Source organism: Pseudoxanthomonas sp. USHLN014 (genome assembly GCF_037153335.1).
Lineage (GTDB): Bacteria > Pseudomonadota > Gammaproteobacteria > Xanthomonadales > Xanthomonadaceae > Pseudoxanthomonas_A > Pseudoxanthomonas_A winnipegensis.
This window is the reverse complement of the sequence record NZ_JBBCKO010000002.1, coordinates 96,095-116,201: the sequence shown is the minus strand read 5'-3', so window position 1 is coordinate 116,201 and position 20,107 is coordinate 96,095. Positions and strand designations below refer to the sequence as shown.

Annotated in this window: 21 protein-coding genes; 14 read left to right on the top strand and 7 right to left on the bottom strand. The window is 70.7% G+C overall.

Annotation, left to right across the window (positions count from 1 at the left end):
* The first annotated feature begins 22 nt into the window (after window positions 1–22).
* Window positions 23–1,039, top strand: coding sequence for a hypothetical protein (locus WFQ05_RS04565; RefSeq protein ID WP_337052868.1), 1,017 nt, complete (start codon window positions 23–25; stop codon window positions 1,037–1,039).
* Between the two features lie 72 nt (window positions 1,040–1,111).
* Window positions 1,112–1,870, top strand: coding sequence for an AAA family ATPase (locus WFQ05_RS04560; protein ID WP_337052867.1), 759 nt, complete (start codon window positions 1,112–1,114; stop codon window positions 1,868–1,870).
* 6 nt (window positions 1,871–1,876) lie between these two features.
* Here the strand turns inward: WFQ05_RS04560 and WFQ05_RS04555 are convergent, their stop codons facing one another.
* From WFQ05_RS04555 to WFQ05_RS04545, 3 genes are all read right to left on the bottom strand, one after another.
* Window positions 1,877–3,469, bottom strand: coding sequence for an EAL domain-containing protein (locus tag WFQ05_RS04555; RefSeq protein WP_337052866.1), 1,593 nt, complete (start codon window positions 3,467–3,469; stop codon window positions 1,877–1,879).
* Window positions 3,470–3,749: 280 nt separating this feature from the next.
* Complete coding sequence (locus WFQ05_RS04550) at window positions 3,750–4,451, bottom strand: glycosyltransferase (protein ID WP_337052864.1); 702 nt, start codon at window positions 4,449–4,451, stop codon at window positions 3,750–3,752.
* A 173-nt stretch (window positions 4,452–4,624) separates the two neighbouring features.
* Window positions 4,625–5,203, bottom strand: a complete 579-nt coding sequence (locus WFQ05_RS04545) for a hypothetical protein (RefSeq protein ID WP_130515013.1) — start codon at window positions 5,201–5,203, stop codon at window positions 4,625–4,627.
* Between the two features lie 211 nt (window positions 5,204–5,414).
* On the opposite strand from WFQ05_RS04545, the gene WFQ05_RS04540 reads away from it, so the two are divergent.
* The 4 genes from WFQ05_RS04540 to WFQ05_RS04525 all read left to right on the top strand — a co-directional run bounded on the left by WFQ05_RS04540 (window position 5,415) and on the right by WFQ05_RS04525 (window position 10,398).
* Window positions 5,415–5,753, top strand: a complete 339-nt coding sequence (locus tag WFQ05_RS04540) for a hypothetical protein (RefSeq protein WP_337052861.1) — start codon at window positions 5,415–5,417, stop codon at window positions 5,751–5,753.
* Window positions 5,754–5,952: 199 nt separating this feature from the next.
* Entirely contained in the window at window positions 5,953–6,246 is a 294-nt protein-coding gene (locus WFQ05_RS04535) for a hypothetical protein (RefSeq protein WP_130515017.1), read from the top strand.
* Window positions 6,247–6,345: 99 nt separating this feature from the next.
* A complete protein-coding gene (locus WFQ05_RS04530; RefSeq protein WP_337052860.1) occupies window positions 6,346–7,269 on the top strand; it encodes an oxygenase MpaB family protein in 924 nt (307 codons plus the stop codon).
* A gap of 138 nt (window positions 7,270–7,407) precedes the next feature.
* Window positions 7,408–10,398, top strand: a complete 2,991-nt coding sequence (locus tag WFQ05_RS04525) for an EAL domain-containing protein (protein ID WP_337052859.1) — start codon at window positions 7,408–7,410, stop codon at window positions 10,396–10,398.
* Window positions 10,399–10,419: 21 nt separating this feature from the next.
* On the opposite strand, the gene WFQ05_RS04520 is transcribed toward WFQ05_RS04525, so the two are convergent.
* Window positions 10,420–10,818 carry an XVIPCD domain-containing protein gene (locus WFQ05_RS04520; RefSeq protein WP_337052858.1) on the bottom strand — a complete coding sequence of 133 codons (399 nt, stop codon included), beginning with the start codon at window positions 10,816–10,818 and terminating at the stop codon, window positions 10,420–10,422.
* A 142-nt stretch (window positions 10,819–10,960) separates the two neighbouring features.
* On the opposite strand from WFQ05_RS04520, the gene WFQ05_RS04515 reads away from it, so the two are divergent.
* From WFQ05_RS04515 to WFQ05_RS04505, 3 genes are all read left to right on the top strand, one after another.
* Window positions 10,961–12,205 carry a putative DNA modification/repair radical SAM protein gene (locus tag WFQ05_RS04515; protein ID WP_130523828.1) on the top strand — a complete coding sequence of 415 codons (1,245 nt, stop codon included), beginning with the start codon at window positions 10,961–10,963 and terminating at the stop codon, window positions 12,203–12,205.
* A gap of 500 nt (window positions 12,206–12,705) precedes the next feature.
* Window positions 12,706–14,130 carry a UdgX family uracil-DNA binding protein gene (locus tag WFQ05_RS04510; RefSeq protein WP_337052857.1) on the top strand — a complete coding sequence of 475 codons (1,425 nt, stop codon included), beginning with the start codon at window positions 12,706–12,708 and terminating at the stop codon, window positions 14,128–14,130.
* A 51-nt stretch (window positions 14,131–14,181) separates the two neighbouring features.
* Entirely contained in the window at window positions 14,182–14,703 is a 522-nt protein-coding gene (locus tag WFQ05_RS04505; protein ID WP_337052855.1) for a hypothetical protein, read from the top strand.
* A 15-nt stretch (window positions 14,704–14,718) separates the two neighbouring features.
* Here WFQ05_RS04505 and WFQ05_RS04500 read toward each other — a convergent pair whose 3' ends face one another.
* Window positions 14,719–15,018 (bottom strand): hypothetical protein, encoded by a 300-nt coding sequence (locus tag WFQ05_RS04500; RefSeq protein WP_337052853.1) that lies wholly within the window; start codon window positions 15,016–15,018, stop codon window positions 14,719–14,721.
* 67 nt (window positions 15,019–15,085) lie between these two features.
* Window positions 15,086–15,490, bottom strand: coding sequence for a YciI family protein (locus tag WFQ05_RS04495; RefSeq protein WP_337052851.1), 405 nt, complete (start codon window positions 15,488–15,490; stop codon window positions 15,086–15,088).
* 186 nt (window positions 15,491–15,676) lie between these two features.
* On the opposite strand from WFQ05_RS04495, the gene WFQ05_RS04490 reads away from it, so the two are divergent.
* The 4 genes from WFQ05_RS04490 to WFQ05_RS04475 all read left to right on the top strand — a co-directional run bounded on the left by WFQ05_RS04490 (window position 15,677) and on the right by WFQ05_RS04475 (window position 18,368).
* A complete protein-coding gene (locus WFQ05_RS04490) occupies window positions 15,677–16,096 on the top strand; it encodes a YciI family protein (protein ID WP_130523823.1) in 420 nt (139 codons plus the stop codon).
* A gap of 24 nt (window positions 16,097–16,120) precedes the next feature.
* The gene (locus tag WFQ05_RS04485; RefSeq protein WP_337052848.1) at window positions 16,121–16,549 is read left to right on the top strand and encodes a VOC family protein; all 429 of its coding nucleotides are present in this window, start codon (window positions 16,121–16,123) and stop codon (window positions 16,547–16,549) included.
* A 48-nt stretch (window positions 16,550–16,597) separates the two neighbouring features.
* Complete coding sequence (locus WFQ05_RS04480) at window positions 16,598–16,954, top strand: DUF1428 domain-containing protein (RefSeq protein ID WP_337052846.1); 357 nt, start codon at window positions 16,598–16,600, stop codon at window positions 16,952–16,954.
* Between the two features lie 151 nt (window positions 16,955–17,105).
* Complete coding sequence (locus tag WFQ05_RS04475; RefSeq protein WP_337052844.1) at window positions 17,106–18,368, top strand: RNA polymerase sigma factor; 1,263 nt, start codon at window positions 17,106–17,108, stop codon at window positions 18,366–18,368.
* A 107-nt stretch (window positions 18,369–18,475) separates the two neighbouring features.
* On the opposite strand, the gene WFQ05_RS04470 is transcribed toward WFQ05_RS04475, so the two are convergent.
* Window positions 18,476–18,955, bottom strand: a complete 480-nt coding sequence (locus tag WFQ05_RS04470) for an Lrp/AsnC family transcriptional regulator (protein ID WP_130515039.1) — start codon at window positions 18,953–18,955, stop codon at window positions 18,476–18,478.
* A gap of 116 nt (window positions 18,956–19,071) precedes the next feature.
* Here WFQ05_RS04470 and WFQ05_RS04465 point away from each other — a divergent pair, with 116 nt between their 5' ends.
* Complete coding sequence (locus tag WFQ05_RS04465) at window positions 19,072–20,001, top strand: DMT family transporter (protein ID WP_337052840.1); 930 nt, start codon at window positions 19,072–19,074, stop codon at window positions 19,999–20,001.
* Window positions 20,002–20,107 lie beyond the last annotated feature (106 nt).

Below are 20,107 nucleotides of genomic sequence, written 5' to 3'. Positions count from 1 at the left end.
ACACTTGGCGGCAGTAGCACACATGGAATGGGACGAGTCGCGCCTGCGCGTCCCCGCGGCGCTCCTGAGCCTGGCGATCATGGCCCTCATCGCCCTGGTCCTGCTGCAGGCGCCGATGGCGCGACTGGCCCCGGCGCGCAGCCAGGAGCAGCGGCTGCGGCTGGAGTTCATCGCCCCGCCGCAGGCGGCCGCGCCCGCACGCCTGGCCGCACCGGTCGCCGCGCCGCCGCGCGCCGCCGCTGAGGCGACGCCGGCCGCGCCTTCACGCCCACCGCCGCCGGTCGCCGCCCACCAGCGCCCGCCGGCCACCATTCCGCCGCCACTGGCTACGCCTCGTGTCACCGCGCCCGCCGATCAGGGCGAGGTCGCCCGCGCGGTGTACGACCGCGACGGGCGGGCCAAGCTGCCCCCCGGCGTCGCCGCCGAGCCGGGCCCGCCGCAGGGCAGCCCGCCGGGCCTGGCCAACGCGCGCGACGCGGCCAAGACCAAGGCGCTGATGGAGCGCCCCAACCCGGTGCAGTACAACGAAACGCGGTTCGAGAAGGACTGGGTGTCCAAGGGCACGCTGGGCGACATCGCCGCGCAGAAGGTTAACCGCGCCATCGCCGACATGTTCAAGAGCGGGCGCAGCTCGCCCACCGCCCGGCCGCCGCCGGACACGCGCTTCAATCCTGCCCTGGCGCAGAACCGCGACGACCTCGGCAGCGAGGCCACCGGCGATGCCTACAAGGCCGCGCCGATCGCGTTCGAGAAGGCGCCGCAGCCCACCGGCGAGGCGACCAAGGCCATCCGCGCCCAGCTCGACGCCCTGCAGGGCCGCGCGCTGATGTGTCACGACCCGCGCAAGGACAAGTGGCTGGCCGACGTGCGCAGCAACCTGCAGGCGCTGGAACGCAGCGAGAACGCGCTGGCCCACGGCGCCGACCCGGCCCGCGCCCAGTACCAGCTGCCGCAGGCCATCGACGCGGCTTACGACCTGTCGCGCCGCGCGCTGTGGTACGCCGACAAGCAGCTGTCGGGGTGTGGCAAGGCCGGCTGATCGCGGCGCGTGCGTTCGCGCAGGCGATCGGGTCATGCTTGCAGGCGGAGTCTCCGCCTCGAAGGATCGCCCATGCCCTCCTGGGATGCCACGCACTATCTGCTGGATGTCGCGCTCAAGCGCGAGAAGGATCCGCCGATGGACCGGTATCCCTTCAGCCTGCCCGGCATCCGCGGCCTGGCCGAGGAACGCCTGGTCTTCCACCCCGCGGTGACCTTCCTCGTCGGCGAGAACGGCAGCGGCAAGTCCACGCTGCTGGAGGCGATCGCGGTGGCGTGGGGCTTCAACGCCGAGGGCGGCAGCAGGAATTTCAACTTCAGCACGCTCGCCTCGCATTCGGCGTTGCACGACTACCTGCGCCTGGGGCGCAGCGGGAGGCGGGCCAGGGACGGCTTCTTCCTGCGCGCCGAGAGCTTCTACAACGTCGCCAGCAACATCGACACGCTGGGTGATGACGTCGTCAGGGCATACGGCGGGGAGTCGCTGCATGCCCAGTCCCATGGCGAGTCCTTCATGTCGCTGGTCGAGCATCGCTTCAGGGGCAACGGGCTCTATGTACTGGACGAGCCGGAGGCCGCGCTCTCGCCCACCCGGCAGATGGCCTTGCTGGCCCGCATCCATGCGCTGGTCCGGCGCAACGCGCAGTTCATCATCGCCACGCATTCGCCGATCCTGATGGCCTATCCGGATGCGCAGATCGTGCAGATCGGTCCGCAGGGCCTGCAGCGCGTCCACTATCGTGAGACCGAGCATTACCTCGTCACCCGCGCGTTCCTGGAAAATCCCGAGCGCCAGCTGCACTACCTGCTCGGCGACGCCGAGGAGTTCTGAAGCCGCTCAGTGCCCCGCCTCGTTCTCCCGCGCCGCGGCGGCCGCGCGCGCCGCCTGCTGGGTCAGGTACAGCTCGATGAAGGTCACCGCCGGCACCGCCTTGCCGAACAGCCAGCCCTGGCCGTAGCCCACGCCCTGCGCGCGCAGGAAGTCGGCCTGCGCGGTCGTCTCGATGCCCTCGGCCACGCAGTCCAGGCCCAGCTCGCGGGCCATGTCGATGATGTGCCCGGTCACCGCCGAGGTGGCCGCGCCGGTGCCGATGGCATCGATGAAGGTCTTGTCGATCTTCAGCGCGTCCAGCGGCAGCCCTTGCAGGTATTGCAGGCTGGAGTAGCCGGTGCCGAAGTCGTCGATCGCCACGCGGTGGCCCGCCAGGCGCGCCTGCTCGATGGTGCGGCGGGCCGCGGCGATGTCCACGAAGCCGCGCTCGGTGGCTTCCAGCCAGAGCTGCCGCGGGGCGATGCCGCTGCCTTCCAGCGCCTGCGCCAGCACCGCCAGCAGCCGGCCGCTGCGCATGTCCGCGGCGCTGAGGTTGAGGCTCACGTGCAGACACGGGTGGGCCGCCAGCAGTGGCCCGAGGTCGCACACGATCGCGGCCAGCACCTGGTCGGTGATCGCGTCGATCAGCCCGGTCTGCTCGGCCAGCGGGATGAACTGGTCCGGACGCACCAGGGTGCCGTCGGGCCGGCGCCAGCGCACCAGCGCCTCGGCGCCGACGATGGCCGCGTCCGCCAGCCGCACGATCGGCTGGTAGTGCGCGACGAACTCCTGCCGCTGCACCGCGCGGGTCAGGGCGCCGGTGGGCGAGAGCCTGCGCTTGAAGCCCAGGATCACCATCGCCACCGCCACCGCGGCGATGAGCAGGCCGATCGGCAGCAGCATGCCCTGCTGGCGCGGCAGCCCGGCGGCGGCGCGCGCCATGGGCGCGCTGACCACCACCATCCAGCCATCGCGCCGCTTCACCGAGAACAGATGCGCCGCGTCGCTTCCGTTGTCGCGGCGCTGGCGCATGGCGCGCGACAGCGCCTCATCGCTGAGGTTGCGCTCGCTCAGCACCACGCCCTGGGCATTGCGCACCAGCAGGCCGATATCCGGCTCCAGCACCAGATCGGAGAAGCGCGCCGGGTCGATCAGGACGTTGTAGTTGTGCTGATGCAGGACCAGCATCTGCCGCCCGCCGCTGATCTGCGGCAGCACGCGCGCGTACAGGCGCAGCCCGTCCGGGCCGACCGCATCGGCGGGCAGGTCGTCGGGCACGCGCACCTTGGTCGGCCCCCACGACGTGCAGCGCAGCAGACCGCCCTGGAAGAAGCCGACTTCCTTGACCGCGGCCGAGTCCATCGCCGCGCGCCGCATCTGCGCGATATGCGCATCCGAACATGGCACCAGGCGGCTGCGCTGCATGGTGTGCAGCACCTGTGTCGCCTCGTCCATCGTGCTCTGTGCGCGCTCCAGCGCCAGCGCGGCGAACTGGTCCAGGCGCTGCTGTTCGTTGCGCACGGCCAGATGCCAGGACATCGCCAGGGTGGCGATGATCGGCACGGCGATGCCCAACAGCGCCAGTCCCGTCGCCGCGACGATGATCCTCGCCCGCCCCATCGCCCCGTGCGCTCCATGTACCGTGTTCATTCCCCGGAGCGAACTCTAACCGCTCGGTTCGCTCGTACGCCGGACCTCGCGCACGCTTCCGATTAGCCGTGGCCAATTCGTGCAGATTCGCGAACGGCCGCGATGGCGGCACGTGCCATTGCGCAGAGGGAGCCGACGCGGCGAACGCCTTGCGCCGCGCAGTCGGACGCCGGCGCGCGATCCTTAAAACCGGCGTCTGCGCGCTTCATGTCGGCCGCTGCCACGCACCGACACGTGGCAGCCACGCGCGCTAGTCGCGCCGTCGCGGGCCGTACCAGAACGCCAGCCGGTCGCGGCTGTGCAGGAGCCCGCGGCCATGGCGCGCCAGGGCCAGCGCCAGGCGCAGGTGTTCCCACGCGCTGAAGGTCTGCAGCTTGCGCGCCGAGGTCCACACCGTCTGGCGCAGCAGCACGAAGCGGCCCTGCCGGGCCAGCGCGCGGCTCATGGCCACGTCCTCACCGGCGAACAAACGCAGGTCGAAGCCGCCGCTGGCCTCGAAGGCCGCGCGCGTGCAGAACAGGAAGCAGCCCGGCGCGATCCGCGCCCAGCGCAGCAGCGTGCCGAAGACCGCTTCGCCCAGACGCGCATGCCAGGCCACGGGGCGCTGCAGGCGCACCCGCGCGCCCCCGCCGACGGCGCCGCCATCGAGCGCCGCCAGCGCCGCGCGCAGCGCCTCGGCGTCGACGTGCGTGTCGGCATCGATGAAGCACAGCCGATCGCCGCGAGCGGCGGCCGCGCCGGCATTGCGTGCCGCGGCGATGTGGCGCGCCTGGATCGACAGCACGCGCACGCCGGCCGCCAGCGCCAGCGCGGCGGTCGCATCGGTGGAACCGTCGTCGACCACCACGATCTCCGCCGCCACACCGCACGCGGCGATCGCGCGCTGCAGGCAGGCCAGCGTGCCCGGCAGTAGCGCGGCTTCGTCGTGGGCGGGCAGGATGCAGGACAGCATGGCCCATGCTGTCACGCGCGGATGTCAGAAGGAGGTGACCGCATCGGGTGCGGCAGGGCGCCGTCGCGGTATGGCCGTTGGCGTTCGCCTGGCGTGTCCGTGCCATGCGCCATCGCGCAACGGGCCGCCGCAAGCAAGATGCCCGGCTTGTCGCCGGGCACCTGTGACGCACTTCAGTCGTTGCCGAGCGCCACCAGCTCGCGCGCCAGGTCGGCGTGGCGGTGCTGGCGACCCATCTCGCGCATGATGCGGATGTCCTCGTGGCGCAGCGGTCGGCGCGCGATCACGCGCTGCTTGTAGGCCAGCACCTCGGGATAGGTGCGCGCCAGTTCCAGCGCCTCCTGCACCTGCTCGACCGAATCGCTTTCGTTGCTCACCGGCTCGCGGCTGGAGAACGCGTTGACCCAGCGCGACAGACCCGCCTTCTGGTCGAAGACCTGCGCGATCAGCCAGAGCACGAACAGCATCGCGACCCAGATCAGCAGCACCAGGATGATCTTGGGAAAGCTGGGGTTGTAGCTGTGTTCCCACAGGTTGTCGGCGATGATCGCCAGCGCGGTCAGCGACGCGCCCAGCCACACGATCACCGAACCGGCCAGCCACTGGCCCTTGGCGATGTCCAGCAGATGGATCTCGTGTTCGATGCCGCGGTCGGTCTTGCTCAGCCAGTGCGCGGCCTGTTCCTCCAGCGGCTTGCGGTGCAGCTCGTTGTCCGCCAGCAGCAGGTTCAGGCCCTTGAAGAGTTGGCTCATGGTTCGATCCTCGCCTTGAACAGGTGGCCGGCCCGGCGCCGCCACCTTTGTGCGCAGCATAGGCCGGTGCGCTGCGAAGTTTCCGTGAGACGAAGGTAGAAGATGAACCGGGCAGCCAGCGCCGTGAATGTTGCGTTGCGACATTCTTCACGCATGCCTAAGCCGGGCCATCCGAAAGTCGAACCCGCCTCCACCCCCACGGATGCCCCCCATGGCCAGCGAACCGGGCCGCCGCGACGACGCGGCGTGCATCATCGTCAACATCGATCGAGAGCGCGACTTCTGGAAACGCCATTACAGCGAGCTGCCGTGCCGGCAGGCCGGACTGGGCTTCGAGGCGTGCTGGCCGCTGCTGATCCGGGCCTATCACGTCTACCTGCACCATCCCAACGCGGGGCGGGAGGTCGGCGCCGTGCTGTTCGCCAACTCGCCCGAGGCGATCGACCATGGCCTGGAGCCCAGCCTGGCGGGGCGGATCTTCGGCCGGGTGATGGATCGCATCCAGCGGGCGACCACGCGCCTGCAGTATCCGATGCCCGCGCACGCCTGAGCCAAGCGTTGAGAAACCCGCGTTACGCCTCACGAGCGTCAAAATGCGATTTTATGAATCATCTCAATTCTGAACTGTGACGCCTGCAATGGTGTTCTCGCGGTTTAACGAGAATTTCATCGTCACTTCGACCTAACACTTACAAGTGGGCTGCAACCCTGTTGTTCGAGGCCATTCTTCCGAGCCAAGGACACGTCGCATGCACCCCCAGCAAGCAGAACACGGACGCGCCGTCCTGATCGATATCGACCGGGAACGCGATTACTGGCGCCAGCACTACGTCAACATGCCGCGCGCCTCGCAGCACCGCTCCTTCGAGCTGTACTGGCCGGCGCTGTCCAGCGCCTACGATGTCTATCTCAATCATCCGCATACCGACCAGGACACCGGTTCGGCGCTCTATGCCAACTCTCAGGCGGTGCGTTCGCGCGGCCTGAGCCTGGAAGAGGCGCGGGCGATCTACGCCGAGGTCTGGCAGCGCATCACGCGCTGAAGCCAGCCCGGTAGTGGGCCTGGAGGAAGGCGCCCGCGGGGCGCCTTCTTCGTTTGCGCCTCCACGAAGGTCGCGCTGGGTGGTCGGTAGGATGGGCGCATGTCGCTGCTCCGCACGCTCATCGCCCCCGCCGCCGCGCCGGTGCGACGCTGGGTGCTTGGCGCCTTCCCGCGCGGCCAGTCGGGGATCGACTACGACCTGCCGCACGGCGATCCGGGGCTGTTCGGCCCGGACAGCGTGACTTGGCGCATCCATGGCGATTTCCCCGGCATGCTGGCCGGCGGCCTGGCCGCGCTGATGCTGCAGGCGCTGCACCCGCGCGCGCTGGCCGGGGTCTACGAGCATTCCAACTTCCGCCAGGACCTGGTCGGCCGCCTGCGCCGCACCACGGCCTTCGTAGCCGGTACCAGCTATGCCTCGACCGCCGAGGCGCAGCGGCTGATCGCCCGGGTGCGGGGGATCCATGCGCACGTGCGCGGCACGCTGGCCGACGGCACGCCCTACGCCGCCGACGATCCCGACCTGTTGACCTGGGTCCACGTCACCGAGGCGCACGGCTTCCTGCAGGGCTATCGGCGTTACTGCCGGCCGGTGCCGCCGGAGGTGGCGGATCGCTACTTCGACGAGGGCCGGCGCGTGGCGCAGGCGCTGGGCGCCCGCGAGGTGCCGGCCTCGCAGGCGCAGGTGGAGGCCTACTTCGCGGCGATGCGGCCGCAGCTGCGCTTCGATGGGCGCTCGCGCGAGGTGATGGACGTGCTGGCACAGGTCCGCCTGCCGGTGCCGGTGGCCGGGCTGTCGCGGGCGGTGTTCCTCGGCGCGGGCGCGGCGCTGCTGCCGGATTGGGCACGGACGCTGCTCGAATTCGACACCGCCCGGCACGCACAGTCGGCGGCGGCTGCCGCCAGCCTGCGCGGCATGGCACCGCTGTTCCGCATCGCCCTGCCGGACGGCGCCTGCGCCCATGCCTGCGTGCGCATGGACGTGCCCGTGGCGGACATGCGGCGCTGGCCTGCGGGGCCCTGAGCCGGTCCTGTGGCGCGGGCTGTCGGCGGGCGGAGCCGCAGCGTATGCTTCGGGCGAGTCGCCGCGCGGGTTCGGGGGGCGCGGCTGGCCCCATGACCGTCCCGGGGTGGCAGGACCTCCGTCCAACAGCGGGTGCACATGGATCGTTCGGTTCCAGGCCCATCGCCGGTCAAGTCGGTCGTGCAGACCCGCACGGTGCTCGGGTTTGGCCTGCTGCTGGGCGCGGCGCTGGGGATCGGGCTGGGCTGGTGGGTGATCAGCGATCGCCAGAACCGCCTGCAGGCCGCCGAGCGCCAGAGCCAGGCCCTGGTCGTCGGCGTCGAACGCGCGATCGGCCTGGAGCTGCGCAACCTCGAGCGCGCCATGCGCGGCATCGCCGCCGACGCCACCGCGTTGCTGGCCTCGACGCCGGACCGTGCGCCCGGGCTGATCGGGCAACTCATTGAAGGTGTGGCCTCGCGGCATCACGAGCTGGAAAGCGTTGTCATGGTCGATGCGCAGGGCCGCGCGCTAACGCCCGGCCACGGCGATCCCAGCTTCCCGCAATGGAAGGCCAGTGCGACCGCAGCCCCCTCGGACCGCCTGCAGCTGGGGCCGCTGCAGTGGCTGGAAGACGGCCGCCCGGTGCTGCCGCTGGCCCTGCCGATGAACGTCCAGGGCGAGGGCGGACCGCGCTGGTTGCTGGCGCGGCTGGATACCCGCGCACTGCAGGCCCTGATCGACGGCCTGGACTCCGGCCGCGACGGCGCACTCGGCGTGGTCGGCCCCAACGACCAGCTGCTGGTGCGCAGCCTGGGCGGCAAGCCCTCGCGCGAGGGCATCGGCACGCGCATCGCCGTGCCGCAGCCTGCCGAGCTGGCGCCGCAGGTCGCCGTCACCCAGCGCGTCAGCGAGGTGGACGGCCTGCGCCGTGTGGTGGCCGCGCGCGCGCTGCCCGGCTATCCCCTGCAGATCTGGGCGGGGCTCTCGACCCAGCAGGTGCTGCTGCCCTGGCATCGCTTCGTCGCCATCGCCTCGCTGCTCTACGTCCTGTACTGGGCGATGCTGGCGGTGCTGCTGCGGGTGGTGCGGCGCGCCGACCGCGACCAGCGCCACATGCTCGAACAGCTGCAGCGCAATTCCGAGCACCTGCACCTGGCCCAGCACACCGGCAAGGTGGGCGCCTGGGCGATGGAGCAGGGCGGGCGCCAGGTGGTCTGGGGCGCCGACGTCAGCCAGATGTTCGGCCTGGGCCAGGCCGAGCCGCCTTCGCTCTGGGCCTTCATCCGGCACGTGCACGTGCGCGACCGGCGCATGCTGGCGCGCCGCTTCGTCAGCGCCTGGCGCAGCCGCGGCGCGTTCTCCTGCGAGTTCCGCCTGGTCAGCCGGGATGGCGCGGAGCGCTGGGCCGTGGCGCGCGGCGGCGTGGTCGCCGGTGCGGGCGGTCACCTGCGCATGACCGGCACGCTGGTGGACATCAGCGAACGCATGGAGGCGCAGTCGCGCCTGAGCGATGCCGAGCGCCAGTTCCGCCTGATCTTCGACCGCAACCCGCTGCCGTTCTGGGTGCACGACGCGCGCACCCGGCGCTTCCTCGAGGTCAACCGGGCGGCGACGCTGCAGTACGGCTTCGGCCGCGAGGAATTCCTGACCATGCACCTGTCGGACATCTGCCCGGCCGGGCTGCCCGGCGGCAGTGGCGTGGTGCAGGGGGTGGCCGCGGGATTCGAGGACGCGCACGTGTCGCAGCATCGGCGCAAGGACGGCTCGACCCTGCAGGCGCGCGTGTACGTCAGCGACATCCGCTTCGGCGGGCACGAGGCCAAGCTGGTGCTGTCCGAGGACATCTCCGAGCGCCTGGAGTACGAGAAGGAGCTGGCCTACCGCGCGCGCCACGACCAGACCACCGGCCTGATCAACGTGCAGACGCTCAGCGACCGCCTGGACCAGGGCCAGCATCCCGGTTATCAGGTGCTGTACCTGCAGCTGCGCGGGCTGCAGCCGATCCGCGACGCGCTGGGCCGGCAGACCGCCGACGACGTGCTGCGCACGCTGGCCGCGCGCCTGCAGCTGTGGGCCCAGCAGTTCGGCCTGGCCGCGCACCAGCCCGACGAGGACTTCGTGCTGGCGGTGCTGCATGCCGAGCGCCTGCAGGCCGCGATCGAGGCGGCGATCGAGGCGGTGCGCGAACCGGTCGGCGACGGCGACGGCTCGATGCAGCGCCTGGAGGCGCGCTTCGGCCTGGCCGGCGACGAGGGCGGCGGCCTGCGCGCGGAGAACATCATCGACAACGCCGCGCTGGCCGCGCACGCGCTGGATTCCTCGGCGTTCGAGATCTCCCGCTACGACGGCGCGCTGGCGCGGCGCTACAGCGAACGCCTGCGCATGGCCGCGCGCCTGCGCACGGCGCTGGAGCACGGCGAGTTCGACCTGCATTTCCAGCCGATCGTGCGCACCGTCGACGGCAGCGTGGCCGCGCTTGAGGCGCTGGTGCGCTGGCCGCAGCGCGACGGCACCCAGATCGCGCCGGCCGATTTCATCCCGCTGTGCGAGGACATCGGCCTGATCGTGCCGCTGGGCAACTGGATCCTGCGCCGCGCCGCCCAGGCCCAGGCCTGGCTGCAGCGCCAGGGCTGCGACGACCTGCCGGTGGCGGTCAACGTGTCCACCCTGCAGGTGCTGCAGGCCGATCTGCCGTCCGAACTGGAGCAGGCCTGCGCGCTGGCCGGCATCTCGCCGCACGCGTTGCACATGGAGCTGACCGAGAGCGTGATGATGCACCGCCCCGAGCAGGGCATGGCGGCGATGCAGCGCCTGCGCGATGCGGGCGTGTGCATCTCGCTGGACGACTTCGGCACCGGCTTCTCCTCGATGTCCTACCTGCGCCACCTGCCGCTGAGCTCGATCAAGCTCGACCGCACCTTCGTGCGCGACGTCGACCGCGATCCGCGCAACGCCAGCATCTGCAAGTCCCTGCTGATGCTCGGCCACAGCCTGGGGCTGGAGATGATCGCCGAGGGCGTGGAGCGGCCCGAGGAACTGGAATGGCTGCGGCGCCACGGCTGCGAGCAGGTGCAGGGTTTCCTGCTGGGCCGCGCGCAGCCGCTGGAGTTGGCCCTGCAGCGCGTGCAGGGCGTCGCGCTGGGCTGATCGCCTGCGAAGGGCGCGCGATCAGCGCGACAGCTGCGGATCGGCGGGTGTCTGGACGGGCGTGGCCAGCTGATGCTGCTCGTGCAGCTGGCGCAGACGCTCGCGCGATTGCGCGGCGGGGATCGCCACGGCCTGCTCGGTGCGCATGTGCGCCCGCAGCTGGGCCGGATCGCCCAGCGCGCCCTGGACGACGAAGACCAGCTCGCCCTGACCGACCTGCGTATTGCGCTCGGACAGCACGACGTGATCGATGCGGCTCAGTCCCTGCTCGCTGGCCAGCACCGCCAGGCTGGCGCTCAGGCGCTCGCTGTTGGCGTCGAAGGACCGGCCCAGGTCGGCTTCCAGGCGGCGCACGCCGGCTTCGGCCTGTTGGGACAGGGCTTCCGGGCTGGCGGCAGGGGCGGGATGCGGCGTGTTCATGGCGGGCGCCTCGGGGGAAACGGACGGCGGGCATGCTAGGTCCTGTGCGCCGCATGCGTCGAGGCGGGCACGCCGGGCGTGTTCAGTTGCCACTCCGCTTGCGTCTCACGGATTGAGACCCGCCTGCGGCAGGCTGCCTGGTGTGAACGTCACCGAGAAACTCGCGATCCTGGCCGACGCGGCCAAATACGACGCCTCCTGCGCCTCCTCGGGCGCGGACAAGCGCCATTCGCTGGGCACCGGCGGCATCGGCAGCACCGAGGGCATGGGCATCTGCCACTCCTATACGCCGGATGGGCGCTGCGTGTCGCTGCTGAAGATCCTGCTGACCAACTTCTGCGTGTTCGACTGCGCCTACTGCGTCAACCGCGTCACCAGCAACGTGCGCCGCGCGCGCTTCACGCCGGACGAGGTGGTGCGGCTGACGCTGGATTTCTACAAGCGCAACTACATCGAGGGGCTGTTCCTCTCCAGCGGCATCATCCGCAACAGCGACTACACGATGGAGCAGCTCGTCGAGGTGGCGCGCAGCCTGCGCCAGGACCACAAGTTCGCGGGCTATATCCACCTGAAGACCATCCCCGACGCCGCGCCGGAGCTGCTGGCCGCGGCCGGGCGCTATGCGGACCGGCTCAGCATCAATGTCGAGCTGCCCACCGAAGGCGGCCTGGCGCAGCTGGCGCCCGAGAAGAAGCCCGGCGGTATCCGGGCCGCCATGGGCGAGCTGCGCTGGCGGATCGAGGAGAACAAGGAGCAGCGCCGAGAGGAAAAGAAGCTGCGCGCCAAGCCGCCGCGCTTCGCCCCGGCCGGACAGAGCACGCAGATGATCGTCGGCGCCGATGGCGCGGACGATCGCGCCATCCTGCAGACCAGCACCAACCTCTACGGCAACTATCGGCTGCGGCGCGTGTATTACTCGGCCTTCAGCCCGATCCCAGACGCGTCCAGCAAGCTGCCGCTGCAGCCGCCGCCGCTGCAGCGCGAGCACCGCCTGTACCAGGCCGACTGGCTGCTGCGCTTCTACGACTTCTCGGTGGACGAGATCGCGCCGACCGACGCCGCCAGCGGCATGCTCGACCTGGACATCGATCCCAAGCTGGCCTGGGCGCTGCGCCACCCCGAGCGCTTCCCGGTGGACGTGAACACCGCACCGCGCGAACTGCTGCTGCGCGTGCCCGGCCTGGGCACGCGCAATGTCGAGCGGATCATCGCCTCGCGGCGCTTCCGCCGGCTGCGGGTGGAGGACCTGACCCGGCTGCGCCTGCCGATGAAGAAGCTGCTGCCCTTCGTGCAGGTGCTGGACCACCATCCGCGCGCGGCGCTGGACGACACGGCGAAGCTGCGCGGCATGCTGGCGCCGAAGCCGCGGCAGATGGGGCTGTTTTGAGGGCCTGCGCTGGAGTGCTGGGTCAGTGAGCGCGCTTTGCCCATCCACTTCGACTCGACGGAGCGCCGCACCTCGGCTCGGTCCGCCATCTCCGGTGGACTCGCTGCCGCACACCATCGTGACGTGCGCCCGGCAGCGCCCGACCCGGTCGAGACCGCACAGCAAATGGATCAGGACTTCCTCCAACACGAAGTCGAAGAGCTCGACGCGCGCGGCAGCGGGCCGGCGGGCCGTGGCCGCGCCTAGTGAGGCAGGACGCCGAGCGCCCGAGTCAGGGCAGGATGCCCTGATCGAGGGAAAAGCGGCCACGGCCCGCCGGACCGCTGCCCCTCCGAAGCCCGAACGCGCACGCCCCGCCACCCCGCGTGCGGGAGATGCACCCACGCTGATGCATCCGCGCGTGGATCCCTTCGCTCAAATCGCCGTGAGCGCAGGACATCCCTCGCGCAAAATACGTGCACTGCTTCAAGGCAGCAGCGCCGCACGGCGGGCAGGCTGAGATGTTAAGCGCACGCGTGGAGCCAGCATGGAGCCTCGAGGCCTGGCGCATAGCGGCCCGAGCGGCTTGGTGCGCGAACGTGGCCCCGGACCAGGTGGATTGGGAAGGCGGCGCTCAGGGCGGCCTGCTGGCGACGCCCGAAGTGACCACCCTGCCGGCCCAGCGCGATGCGCCGCGGGTCTCCTCCGACTTCCTTGCGCTGGCCGGCGCCGTGCTTTGCCACCGCGATCCGCATCGGCATGGCCTGCTGTACCGCCTGCTGTGGCGGATGGGGCAGGGCGAGCGCGGCCTGCTCGCGCATGCGACCGACGCGGACGTGCATCGCGCCGGCGTGCTGGCCAAGGCGGTGCGGCGCGACAGCCACAAGATGAAGGCCTTCGTGCGCTTCCGCGAAGTGCCCGGCGAGGCCAACGCCTTCGTGGCCTGGTTCGAGCCCGAGCATCACATCGTCGACCGCGTCGCCCCGTTCTTCGCGCGGCGCTTCGCCGGCATGCGCTGGGCGATCCTCACCCCCTACCGCAGCGCACACTGGGACGGCGATGCCCTGGCCTTCGGCCCCGGCGGCGTGCGCGCCGATGCCCCGGCCGACGATGCGCGCGAGGCGCTGTGGCGCACCTATTACGCCAACATCTTCAACCCCGCACGGCTCAACCCGACCATGATGCGTTCGGAGATGCCGCAGAAGTACTGGAAGCATCTGCCCGAGGCCGCGCTGCTGCCCGAGCTGCTGCAGTCCGCCGGCGCGCGCGTGCGCGAGATGGCCGAGCGCATGCCCGAGGCGCCGCGCCGTCGCATTCCCGAGGCCGCACCCGAACCCGTCCTGCGTGCCGACGACTCGCTCGATGCGGTGCGCGCCGCCGCCGCCGCGTGCCGCCGCTGCGAACTGTGGCAGCCGGCCACGCGCACCGTGTTCGGCGAGGGCCCGCCCGATGCGCGCATCGTGCTGGTCGGCGAGCAGCCCGGCGACGAAGAAGACCTCAGCGGCCGGCCCTTCGTCGGCCCGGCCGGCAAGCTGCTCGATCGCGTCTTGGCCGAACTGGGCATCGACCGCGGCGCGCTGTACCTGACCAATGCGGTCAAGCATTTCCGCTTCGAGCAGCGCGGCAAGCGCCGCCTGCACCGCAACCCGACCTCATCGCAGGTGGCCGCCTGCCGTCCTTGGCTGCAGCAGGAACTCGCACGCCTGGATCCACAGGCGATCGTCTGCCTGGGCGCGAACGCCGCGCGCGTGGTCCTGGGCGGCGACTTCCAGCTGATGGCCCAGCGCGGCCAGTGGCGAGTGATGGCCGACGGCGCGCGTGCGCTGGCCACCGTGCATCCCTCCTGGGTGCTGCGCCAGCCCGATGCAAAGGCGCGCGAGGACGCCTATGCGCTGCTCAGGCAGGACCTGGCTTTGCTGGTACCCAAGGTCCGCGCGTCTGCTTGACCGCTTCATGGGCGCAAGTGAACATGCGCTCCAACCCCAAGGAGATGTGTCTTGCGCAAGGACGTTGCAGCGACATCTTTGCATCGCCGATGGCGACGCGTGCTGGGGATTGGCGCGATTGCCGGGAGTGGCGCCGGTCTGGCCGTCTTGACTCAGCAGGTGGCCTCGGGGCAGGTGACCCAACCCATTGCGTGGTTATTGCTTGGCCTGTTCGCGGCTGCGTACGGGCTGGGCATTGTCGCCGGGCTCGCTTTGATCGAAGGGTGGTCGATAGCGCCCGCACTGGGCGTGGCGTTCTGGCTGCCGCAGGCGCTGCAGGTCTACAGCCCCCTGCTCTCCTATCAGTTCTGGGCGCCGTTCAACTTCAGTGTGTGGTTCGATGGATCGAATGTCACTGTGGGGTTCGTGTGCAGGCTCGGGGCGATGTTCCACCTGGTGCTGGGCGGCGGCGGAGTTTGGGGCGCCGGACTCAACCTCTCCGCGGTCGCGATCGTGATCCTGCTGTACACGACTGCGCGGAAAGACGTGGCCAGGTCGCCCGCGCCGGACGGCGCCCCATCCACCGGCAGCTGACGGACGACGCGGGACTCAACCCGCGTGGATGTGGTCCCAGACCTCGGCGATGATCCGTTCGGCCTGGGCGCGGCCGAGCTGTTCGTGCGCGGGCAGCAGCGCGTAGCGCCGATGGATGTCCGGCCACAGCGCGTGCAGACGCTCGTGCGGGTGCAGCAGATAGCTGTCGTAGGCGAACTTCAGCGTCGGCTCGGCCTGGGCGAAGCCGCCGCGCCCGCTCTGCTGGTAGTGCTCGCGCCACCAGCGCAGCTCGTGCTGGATATCCACCACGATGGCGCGCGCGCCCGGCTCGGTCGATGGCGTGGAGACGGACATGCAGCCCTCCTTTGGCGTCGATGTCGGACGTCATCGCACTTTAGGAGCGGCGGCGGTGAAGCAGCCGTCAAGCGCGCGCCAGCTCCAGCGCGCCGGGCGCGGCGCCCACCTCCTCGCGTACCCGGTTCATGTCGCGCACCGGGCGCAGCTCGATGCAGCCGTAGGCGGCCCAGGGGAACTTCCGCGCGATCGCCTCGGCCGCCGCCATGTCCGGCGCCTCGATCAGGTTGAAGCCGGCCAGCAGCTCCTTGGTCTCGGCGAAGGGCCCGTCGGTCACGCGCGTCTGGCCGCCGCGCACGCGCAGCGAACGCGCGGTCTGTGCGCCCTCCAGCTGCTGCGAGGCCAGCAGCACGCCCTGCCGCTGCAGCGCGTCGGCGTGTTCGAAGCAGCCGCGCATCAGGCGGTCGAACTCGGCCTGCGGCAGGGCCTGCATCAGCGCGGGATCGACGTGGATCAGCATGAGGAACTGCATGTCAGGCTCCTGGGCAAGGGCGTGCGCGCATGATGCCGCAGGTGCGCCGGTCGCGCCCGCAGCGCTGGCCTGGCGGTAATCGCGAATTCTTTCTCGCGCCGCGATGTCGAACCGGCACGCGCTGGTGCGTCGTTCCATCACAGCGCGGGCCTTGCGGCCTGCGCATCCACCGAGAGGAGCAGTGCGATGAAAGTGATGGTGATCGTCAAGGCCGATGCGGATTCGGAGGCCGGGGTCATGCCCTCCACCGAGCTGCTCGCCGCCATGGGCCGCTACAACGAGGAGCTGGTCAACGCCGGGATCATGCTGGCCGGCGAGGGCCTGCATCCGTCCAGCCGCGGCGCGCGGGTGCGCTTCGACGGCAAGACACGCGAGGTGATCGACGGCCCGTTCGCGGCCAGTGGCGAGCTGATCTCCGGCTTCTGGCTGTGGCAGGTGCGCTCGCTGGATGAGGCCATCGAGTGGCTCAAGCGCGCGCCGTTCGACGGCGGGGCCGAGGTCGAGGTGCGTCCGCTGTTCGAGATGGAGGACTTCGGCCAGGCCATGACGCCGGAACTGCGCGAGCAGGAAGCCCGGCTGCGCGAACGCACCGCCGGACAGTCCTGATTCCCCCTCCCAAGGAGCAAGCCCATGAACGTAGCCCCGTACCTGTTCTTCAACGGCAACTGCCGCGAGGCGATGCGCTTTTACGCCCAGACCCTGGATGGCGCGGTGGTGGCGATGGCCACCGTCGGCGAGGCGCCGCCGGACGCCAGGATGCCCGGCATGCCCGACGAGGCGGTGATGCACGCGATGGTGATCGCCGGCGGCGTCACGCTGATGGCTTCCGACGCCTGCCCGCCGCAGGACTACACGCCGCCGCACGGCATGAGCGTGAGCCTGCAGCTGGACGATGTGGCCCAGGCCGAACGCCTGTACGCGGCCCTGGCCGAGGGCGCGCAGATCCAGCTGCCGCTGGGGCCGACCTTCTGGTCGCCGGGCTTTGCGATGCTCACCGACCGCTTCGGCACGCCGTGGATGCTCAACGTGGTCGTCCCTGCACCGGGCTGTGAGGTCTGAGCCCGGTTCCAACCCGATACGTCCCAGTTCAATGCGAAGGAGACCGACATGGCCTATGTCGATGGTTTCGTGATCCCCGTTCCCACCGCCAGGCTGGCCGCCTACCGCGCGATGGCGCGGATGGGCAGCAAGGTCTGGATGGACCATGGCGCGCTGCAGTACGTCGAATGCATCGCCGACGATGTCAAACCCGGCAAGCGCACCTCGTTCCCGCAGGCGGTCAGGCTCAAGCCGGACGAGGTCGTGGTGTTCGCCTACATCGTGTTCAGATCGCGCGCGCATCGGGATCAGGTCAACAAGCGCGCGATGGACGATCCACGCCTCAAGCGGTGGGGGCCGGAGAATCTGCCCTTCGACGGCAAGCGCATGTTCTGGGGCGGCTTCAAGACGCTCGTGCAGCGCTAGGCGCGTGGCGGTGTCGCGAGCATGGCCGGGACGCGTAGGGGAGCGCCGCGGCGCGTCCCCGCATCGATGCGCGCGGCGTCGCGCCAGGTCGGCGCATGCACCGCGCCGGCGCGGTTGCGCACGCCGCCGGCCGGTGGTCTGATCGCCGACCATGGCCGCCGACCTCCACCGCACCATCGACACGCTGTGGCGCATGGAAGCCCCCAAGGTGCTGGCGGTGCTGACGCGCATGCTGCGCGATATCGACCAGGCCGAGGAACTTGCGCAGGACGCGCTGGTCGCCGCGCTCGAGCACTGGCCGCGCGAAGGCCTGCCGGACAACCCGGCGGCCTGGTGGATGGCCACCGCCAAGCGCCGCGCCATCGACCGCCTGCGCCAGCGGCAGCTGCACCAGCGCAAGCACGCCGATATCGCCTTGGAACTGGAGGGCCAGGCCGTGGCGGGGCCTGACAGCACCGCGCAGCTGGACGATGCCATCGGCGACGACCTGCTGCGGCTGATGTTCATCGCCTGCCATCCGGTGCTGCCGGCCGACTCGCGCGTGGTGTTGACCCTGCGCCTGCTGGGCGGGCTGAGCACCGCCGAGATCGCGCGCGCCTTCCTGCAGCCCGAGCCGACGGTGGCCCAGCGCATCGTGCGCGCCAAGCGCACGCTGGCCGCGCAGCAGGTGGCTTTCGAAGCGCCGGCGCGCGAGGACCTGCCCGAGCGTGTGGACGCGGTGCTGGACGTGCTCTACCTGATCTTCAACGAGGGCTATTCGGCCAGTGCGGGAGAGGACTGGATGCGGCCGGCGCTGTGCACCGAGGCGCTGCGCCTGGGGCGGGTGCTGGCCGGGCTGATGCCGCGTGCGCCGGAGGTGTTCGGCCTGCTGGCGCTGATGGAACTGCAGGCCTCGCGCACCGCCGCGCGCGCCCTGGCGGACGGCACGCCGGTGCTGCTGGAGGCGCAGGACCGCGCGCGCTGGGACCGGCTGCAGATCGCGCGCGGGCTGCAGGCGCTGGAGCGCGCCGTGCGGCTGGGCGGTGCCGACGCGCCGTACACGCTGCAGGCGGCGATCGCGGCCTGCCATGCGCGCGCGCTGCGCAGCCAGGACACCGACTGGCCGCGCATCGCCGCGCTGTATGCGCGCTTGGCGCAGGTCGCGCCGTCGCCGGTGATCGAGCTCAATCGCGCCGTCGCCCTGGGCCGCGCCGACGGTGCGCAGGCCGGCCTGGCGCTGGCCGACACGCTCATCCACGAGGCCGCGCTGCGCGAGTACCCCGCGCTGCCGGCGGTGCGCGGCGATCTGCTCGAACGGCTCGGCCGCCTCGACGAGGCGCGCGCCTGCTTCGAGCAGGCCGCCGCACTGACCCGCAACGCGCGCGAGGCCGAGCAGATGCGCGCCCGCGTCGCGGCCTGCGCGTCTTCGGCCTGAGCGTGCGGCCGTTGCGGCCGTGGTGGATCGATCACGGCGCGGCGCAGGATCCGACAGCGGGTGCGTGCGGAGCGTCGGGATTCGCCGAAGCGGCTTCCTTCTTTCGTTCAGTCTGCTTCGACCAGCGGCGGAAGCCGCCGCGGCACGGGGGTCGATTTCACGATCGCGGTACTGGTTTCCGCGCGCTCGGTGACCTTGGCCAGGATGCCGTCCAGGTGCTGGATCGTGCGCAGGTAGAGCCGGCAGATGAAGCAGTCGTCGCCCGTCACCTTGTCGCATTCGACGAACTCGGGAATGCGCTGCAGCAGCTCCTCCACCAGGTGCAGCTGACCCGGTAGCGGCTTGACCCGCACGATCGCCTGCAAGGTGTAGCCCAGCGCGCGCGGATCGAGTTCGACCGCGAACCCGGCGATCACGCCCTGGTGCTGCAGCCGGCGCACGCGCTCGGCGGTGGCCGGCGCCGACAGGCCGATCTGACGGGCCAGTTCGCTGTTCGGCATGCGCGCGTCCTGGGCCAGCGCCGCGAGGATCGCGCGGTCGATGGCGTCCAGCGTGGCGACGCTGGGGGTTGGAAGGTGCTTTGCCATAAATGCCTTTCTTCCGAAAGAGGAATCAAGTTTCGGCGTAATTTTTAGCATGTATTCGAGCTGCTCGGGTTCCTAGAATTTCAGCCGTTCGCAACGCTTGATAGGGACTCCCGGCAATGGCCTCCAACGAAATTCGCCGTGGCGCGGCCGAGATGGTCGTGGCCATGCTCATGTCCGGCACGATCGGCTGGCTGGTCGTGTCCTCGCAGCAGTCGCCGACCAATGTGGTGTTCTTCCGCTGCCTGTTCGGCGCGGCCACCCTGATCATCGTCTGCGCCGCGCTGGGCCTGTTGCGGCGCAAGGCGTTCTCGCCGCGGATGCTGGCGCTGGTCCTGTTCGGCGGGCTGGCGATCGTGGGCAACTGGCTGCTGCTGTTCGCGGCCTACGGGCGCGCCTCGATCTCGATGGCCACCGCGGTCTACAACACGCAGCCCTTCATGCTGGTCGGCCTCGGCGCGATCGTGTTCCGCGAGCGCATCAGCGCCTCGACCCTGGCGTGGCTGGCGCTGGCGTTCGTCGGACTGGTGGGCGTGGTGCGCGTGCCGCCGGCCGTCCTCGCGGTGCCCGGCGAGTACCTGCACGGGATCGCGCTGGCGCTCGGTGCCGCCTTCCTATACGCGGTGTCCTCGATCGTCACCAAGCATTTGAAAGGCACGCCGCCGCACCTGCTCGCGCTGCTGCAGCTGGGCGTCGGCATCGTCTTGCTGGCACCGTTCGCGCAGTTCGATGCCTTGCCTTCCAGCCCGCGCCAGTGGCTCGATCTGGTCGTGCTCGGGGTGGTGAATACCGGGGTGATGTACGTGCTGCTGTACGGCGCCATCCAGAAGCTGCCCGTCGCGATGACCGGCGCGCTGTCGTTCGTCTATCCGGTGGTGGCGATCGCGGTCGACCGGATCGCGTTCGGCCAGTCGCTGGCCTGGACGCAGGTGCTCGGGGCGCTGCTGATCCTGCTGGCGGCGGCCGGGGTGAACTTCGGCTGGCGCCTGCTGCCGCGGCGGCGCAGTGCGCAACTGGCCCCAGGCGAGCTCGGCGCCAGCGAACGCTAGCCAGCGCTCGCCACGACGAGGAGGCAACGCCGGCGTGTTCAAGCGCACACGCGTCGATTCGCTACGGCGCGCCCCTGATGGCACCCGCGTCCAACGCAAGAGGCCC

What these genes read in the sequence shown, in the direction of transcription:
- WFQ05_RS04565 (WP_337052868.1), top strand. Translation starts at nt 23, where the DNA reads ATGGAATGGGACGAGTCGCGCCTGCGCGTCCCCGCGGCGCTCCTGAGC.
- WFQ05_RS04560 (WP_337052867.1), top strand. Translation starts at nt 1,112, where the DNA reads ATGCCCTCCTGGGATGCCACGCACTATCTGCTGGATGTCGCGCTCAAG.
- WFQ05_RS04555 (WP_337052866.1), bottom strand. Translation starts at nt 3,469, where the DNA reads ATGGGGCGGGCGAGGATCATCGTCGCGGCGACGGGACTGGCGCTGTTG.
- WFQ05_RS04550 (WP_337052864.1), bottom strand. Translation starts at nt 4,451, where the DNA reads ATGCTGTCCTGCATCCTGCCCGCCCACGACGAAGCCGCGCTACTGCCG.
- WFQ05_RS04545 (WP_130515013.1), bottom strand. Translation starts at nt 5,203, where the DNA reads ATGAGCCAACTCTTCAAGGGCCTGAACCTGCTGCTGGCGGACAACGAG.
- WFQ05_RS04540 (WP_337052861.1), top strand. Translation starts at nt 5,415, where the DNA reads ATGGCCAGCGAACCGGGCCGCCGCGACGACGCGGCGTGCATCATCGTC.
- WFQ05_RS04535 (WP_130515017.1), top strand. Translation starts at nt 5,953, where the DNA reads ATGCACCCCCAGCAAGCAGAACACGGACGCGCCGTCCTGATCGATATC.
- WFQ05_RS04530 (WP_337052860.1), top strand. Translation starts at nt 6,346, where the DNA reads ATGTCGCTGCTCCGCACGCTCATCGCCCCCGCCGCCGCGCCGGTGCGA.
- WFQ05_RS04525 (WP_337052859.1), top strand. Translation starts at nt 7,408, where the DNA reads ATGGATCGTTCGGTTCCAGGCCCATCGCCGGTCAAGTCGGTCGTGCAG.
- WFQ05_RS04520 (WP_337052858.1), bottom strand. Translation starts at nt 10,818, where the DNA reads ATGAACACGCCGCATCCCGCCCCTGCCGCCAGCCCGGAAGCCCTGTCC.
- WFQ05_RS04510 (WP_337052857.1), top strand. Translation starts at nt 12,706, where the DNA reads ATGTTAAGCGCACGCGTGGAGCCAGCATGGAGCCTCGAGGCCTGGCGC.
- WFQ05_RS04500 (WP_337052853.1), bottom strand. Translation starts at nt 15,018, where the DNA reads ATGTCCGTCTCCACGCCATCGACCGAGCCGGGCGCGCGCGCCATCGTG.
- WFQ05_RS04495 (WP_337052851.1), bottom strand. Translation starts at nt 15,490, where the DNA reads ATGCAGTTCCTCATGCTGATCCACGTCGATCCCGCGCTGATGCAGGCC.
- WFQ05_RS04490 (WP_130523823.1), top strand. Translation starts at nt 15,677, where the DNA reads ATGAAAGTGATGGTGATCGTCAAGGCCGATGCGGATTCGGAGGCCGGG.
- WFQ05_RS04485 (WP_337052848.1), top strand. Translation starts at nt 16,121, where the DNA reads ATGAACGTAGCCCCGTACCTGTTCTTCAACGGCAACTGCCGCGAGGCG.
- WFQ05_RS04480 (WP_337052846.1), top strand. Translation starts at nt 16,598, where the DNA reads ATGGCCTATGTCGATGGTTTCGTGATCCCCGTTCCCACCGCCAGGCTG.
- WFQ05_RS04475 (WP_337052844.1), top strand. Translation starts at nt 17,106, where the DNA reads ATGGCCGCCGACCTCCACCGCACCATCGACACGCTGTGGCGCATGGAA.
- WFQ05_RS04470 (WP_130515039.1), bottom strand. Translation starts at nt 18,955, where the DNA reads ATGGCAAAGCACCTTCCAACCCCCAGCGTCGCCACGCTGGACGCCATC.
- WFQ05_RS04465 (WP_337052840.1), top strand. Translation starts at nt 19,072, where the DNA reads ATGGCCTCCAACGAAATTCGCCGTGGCGCGGCCGAGATGGTCGTGGCC.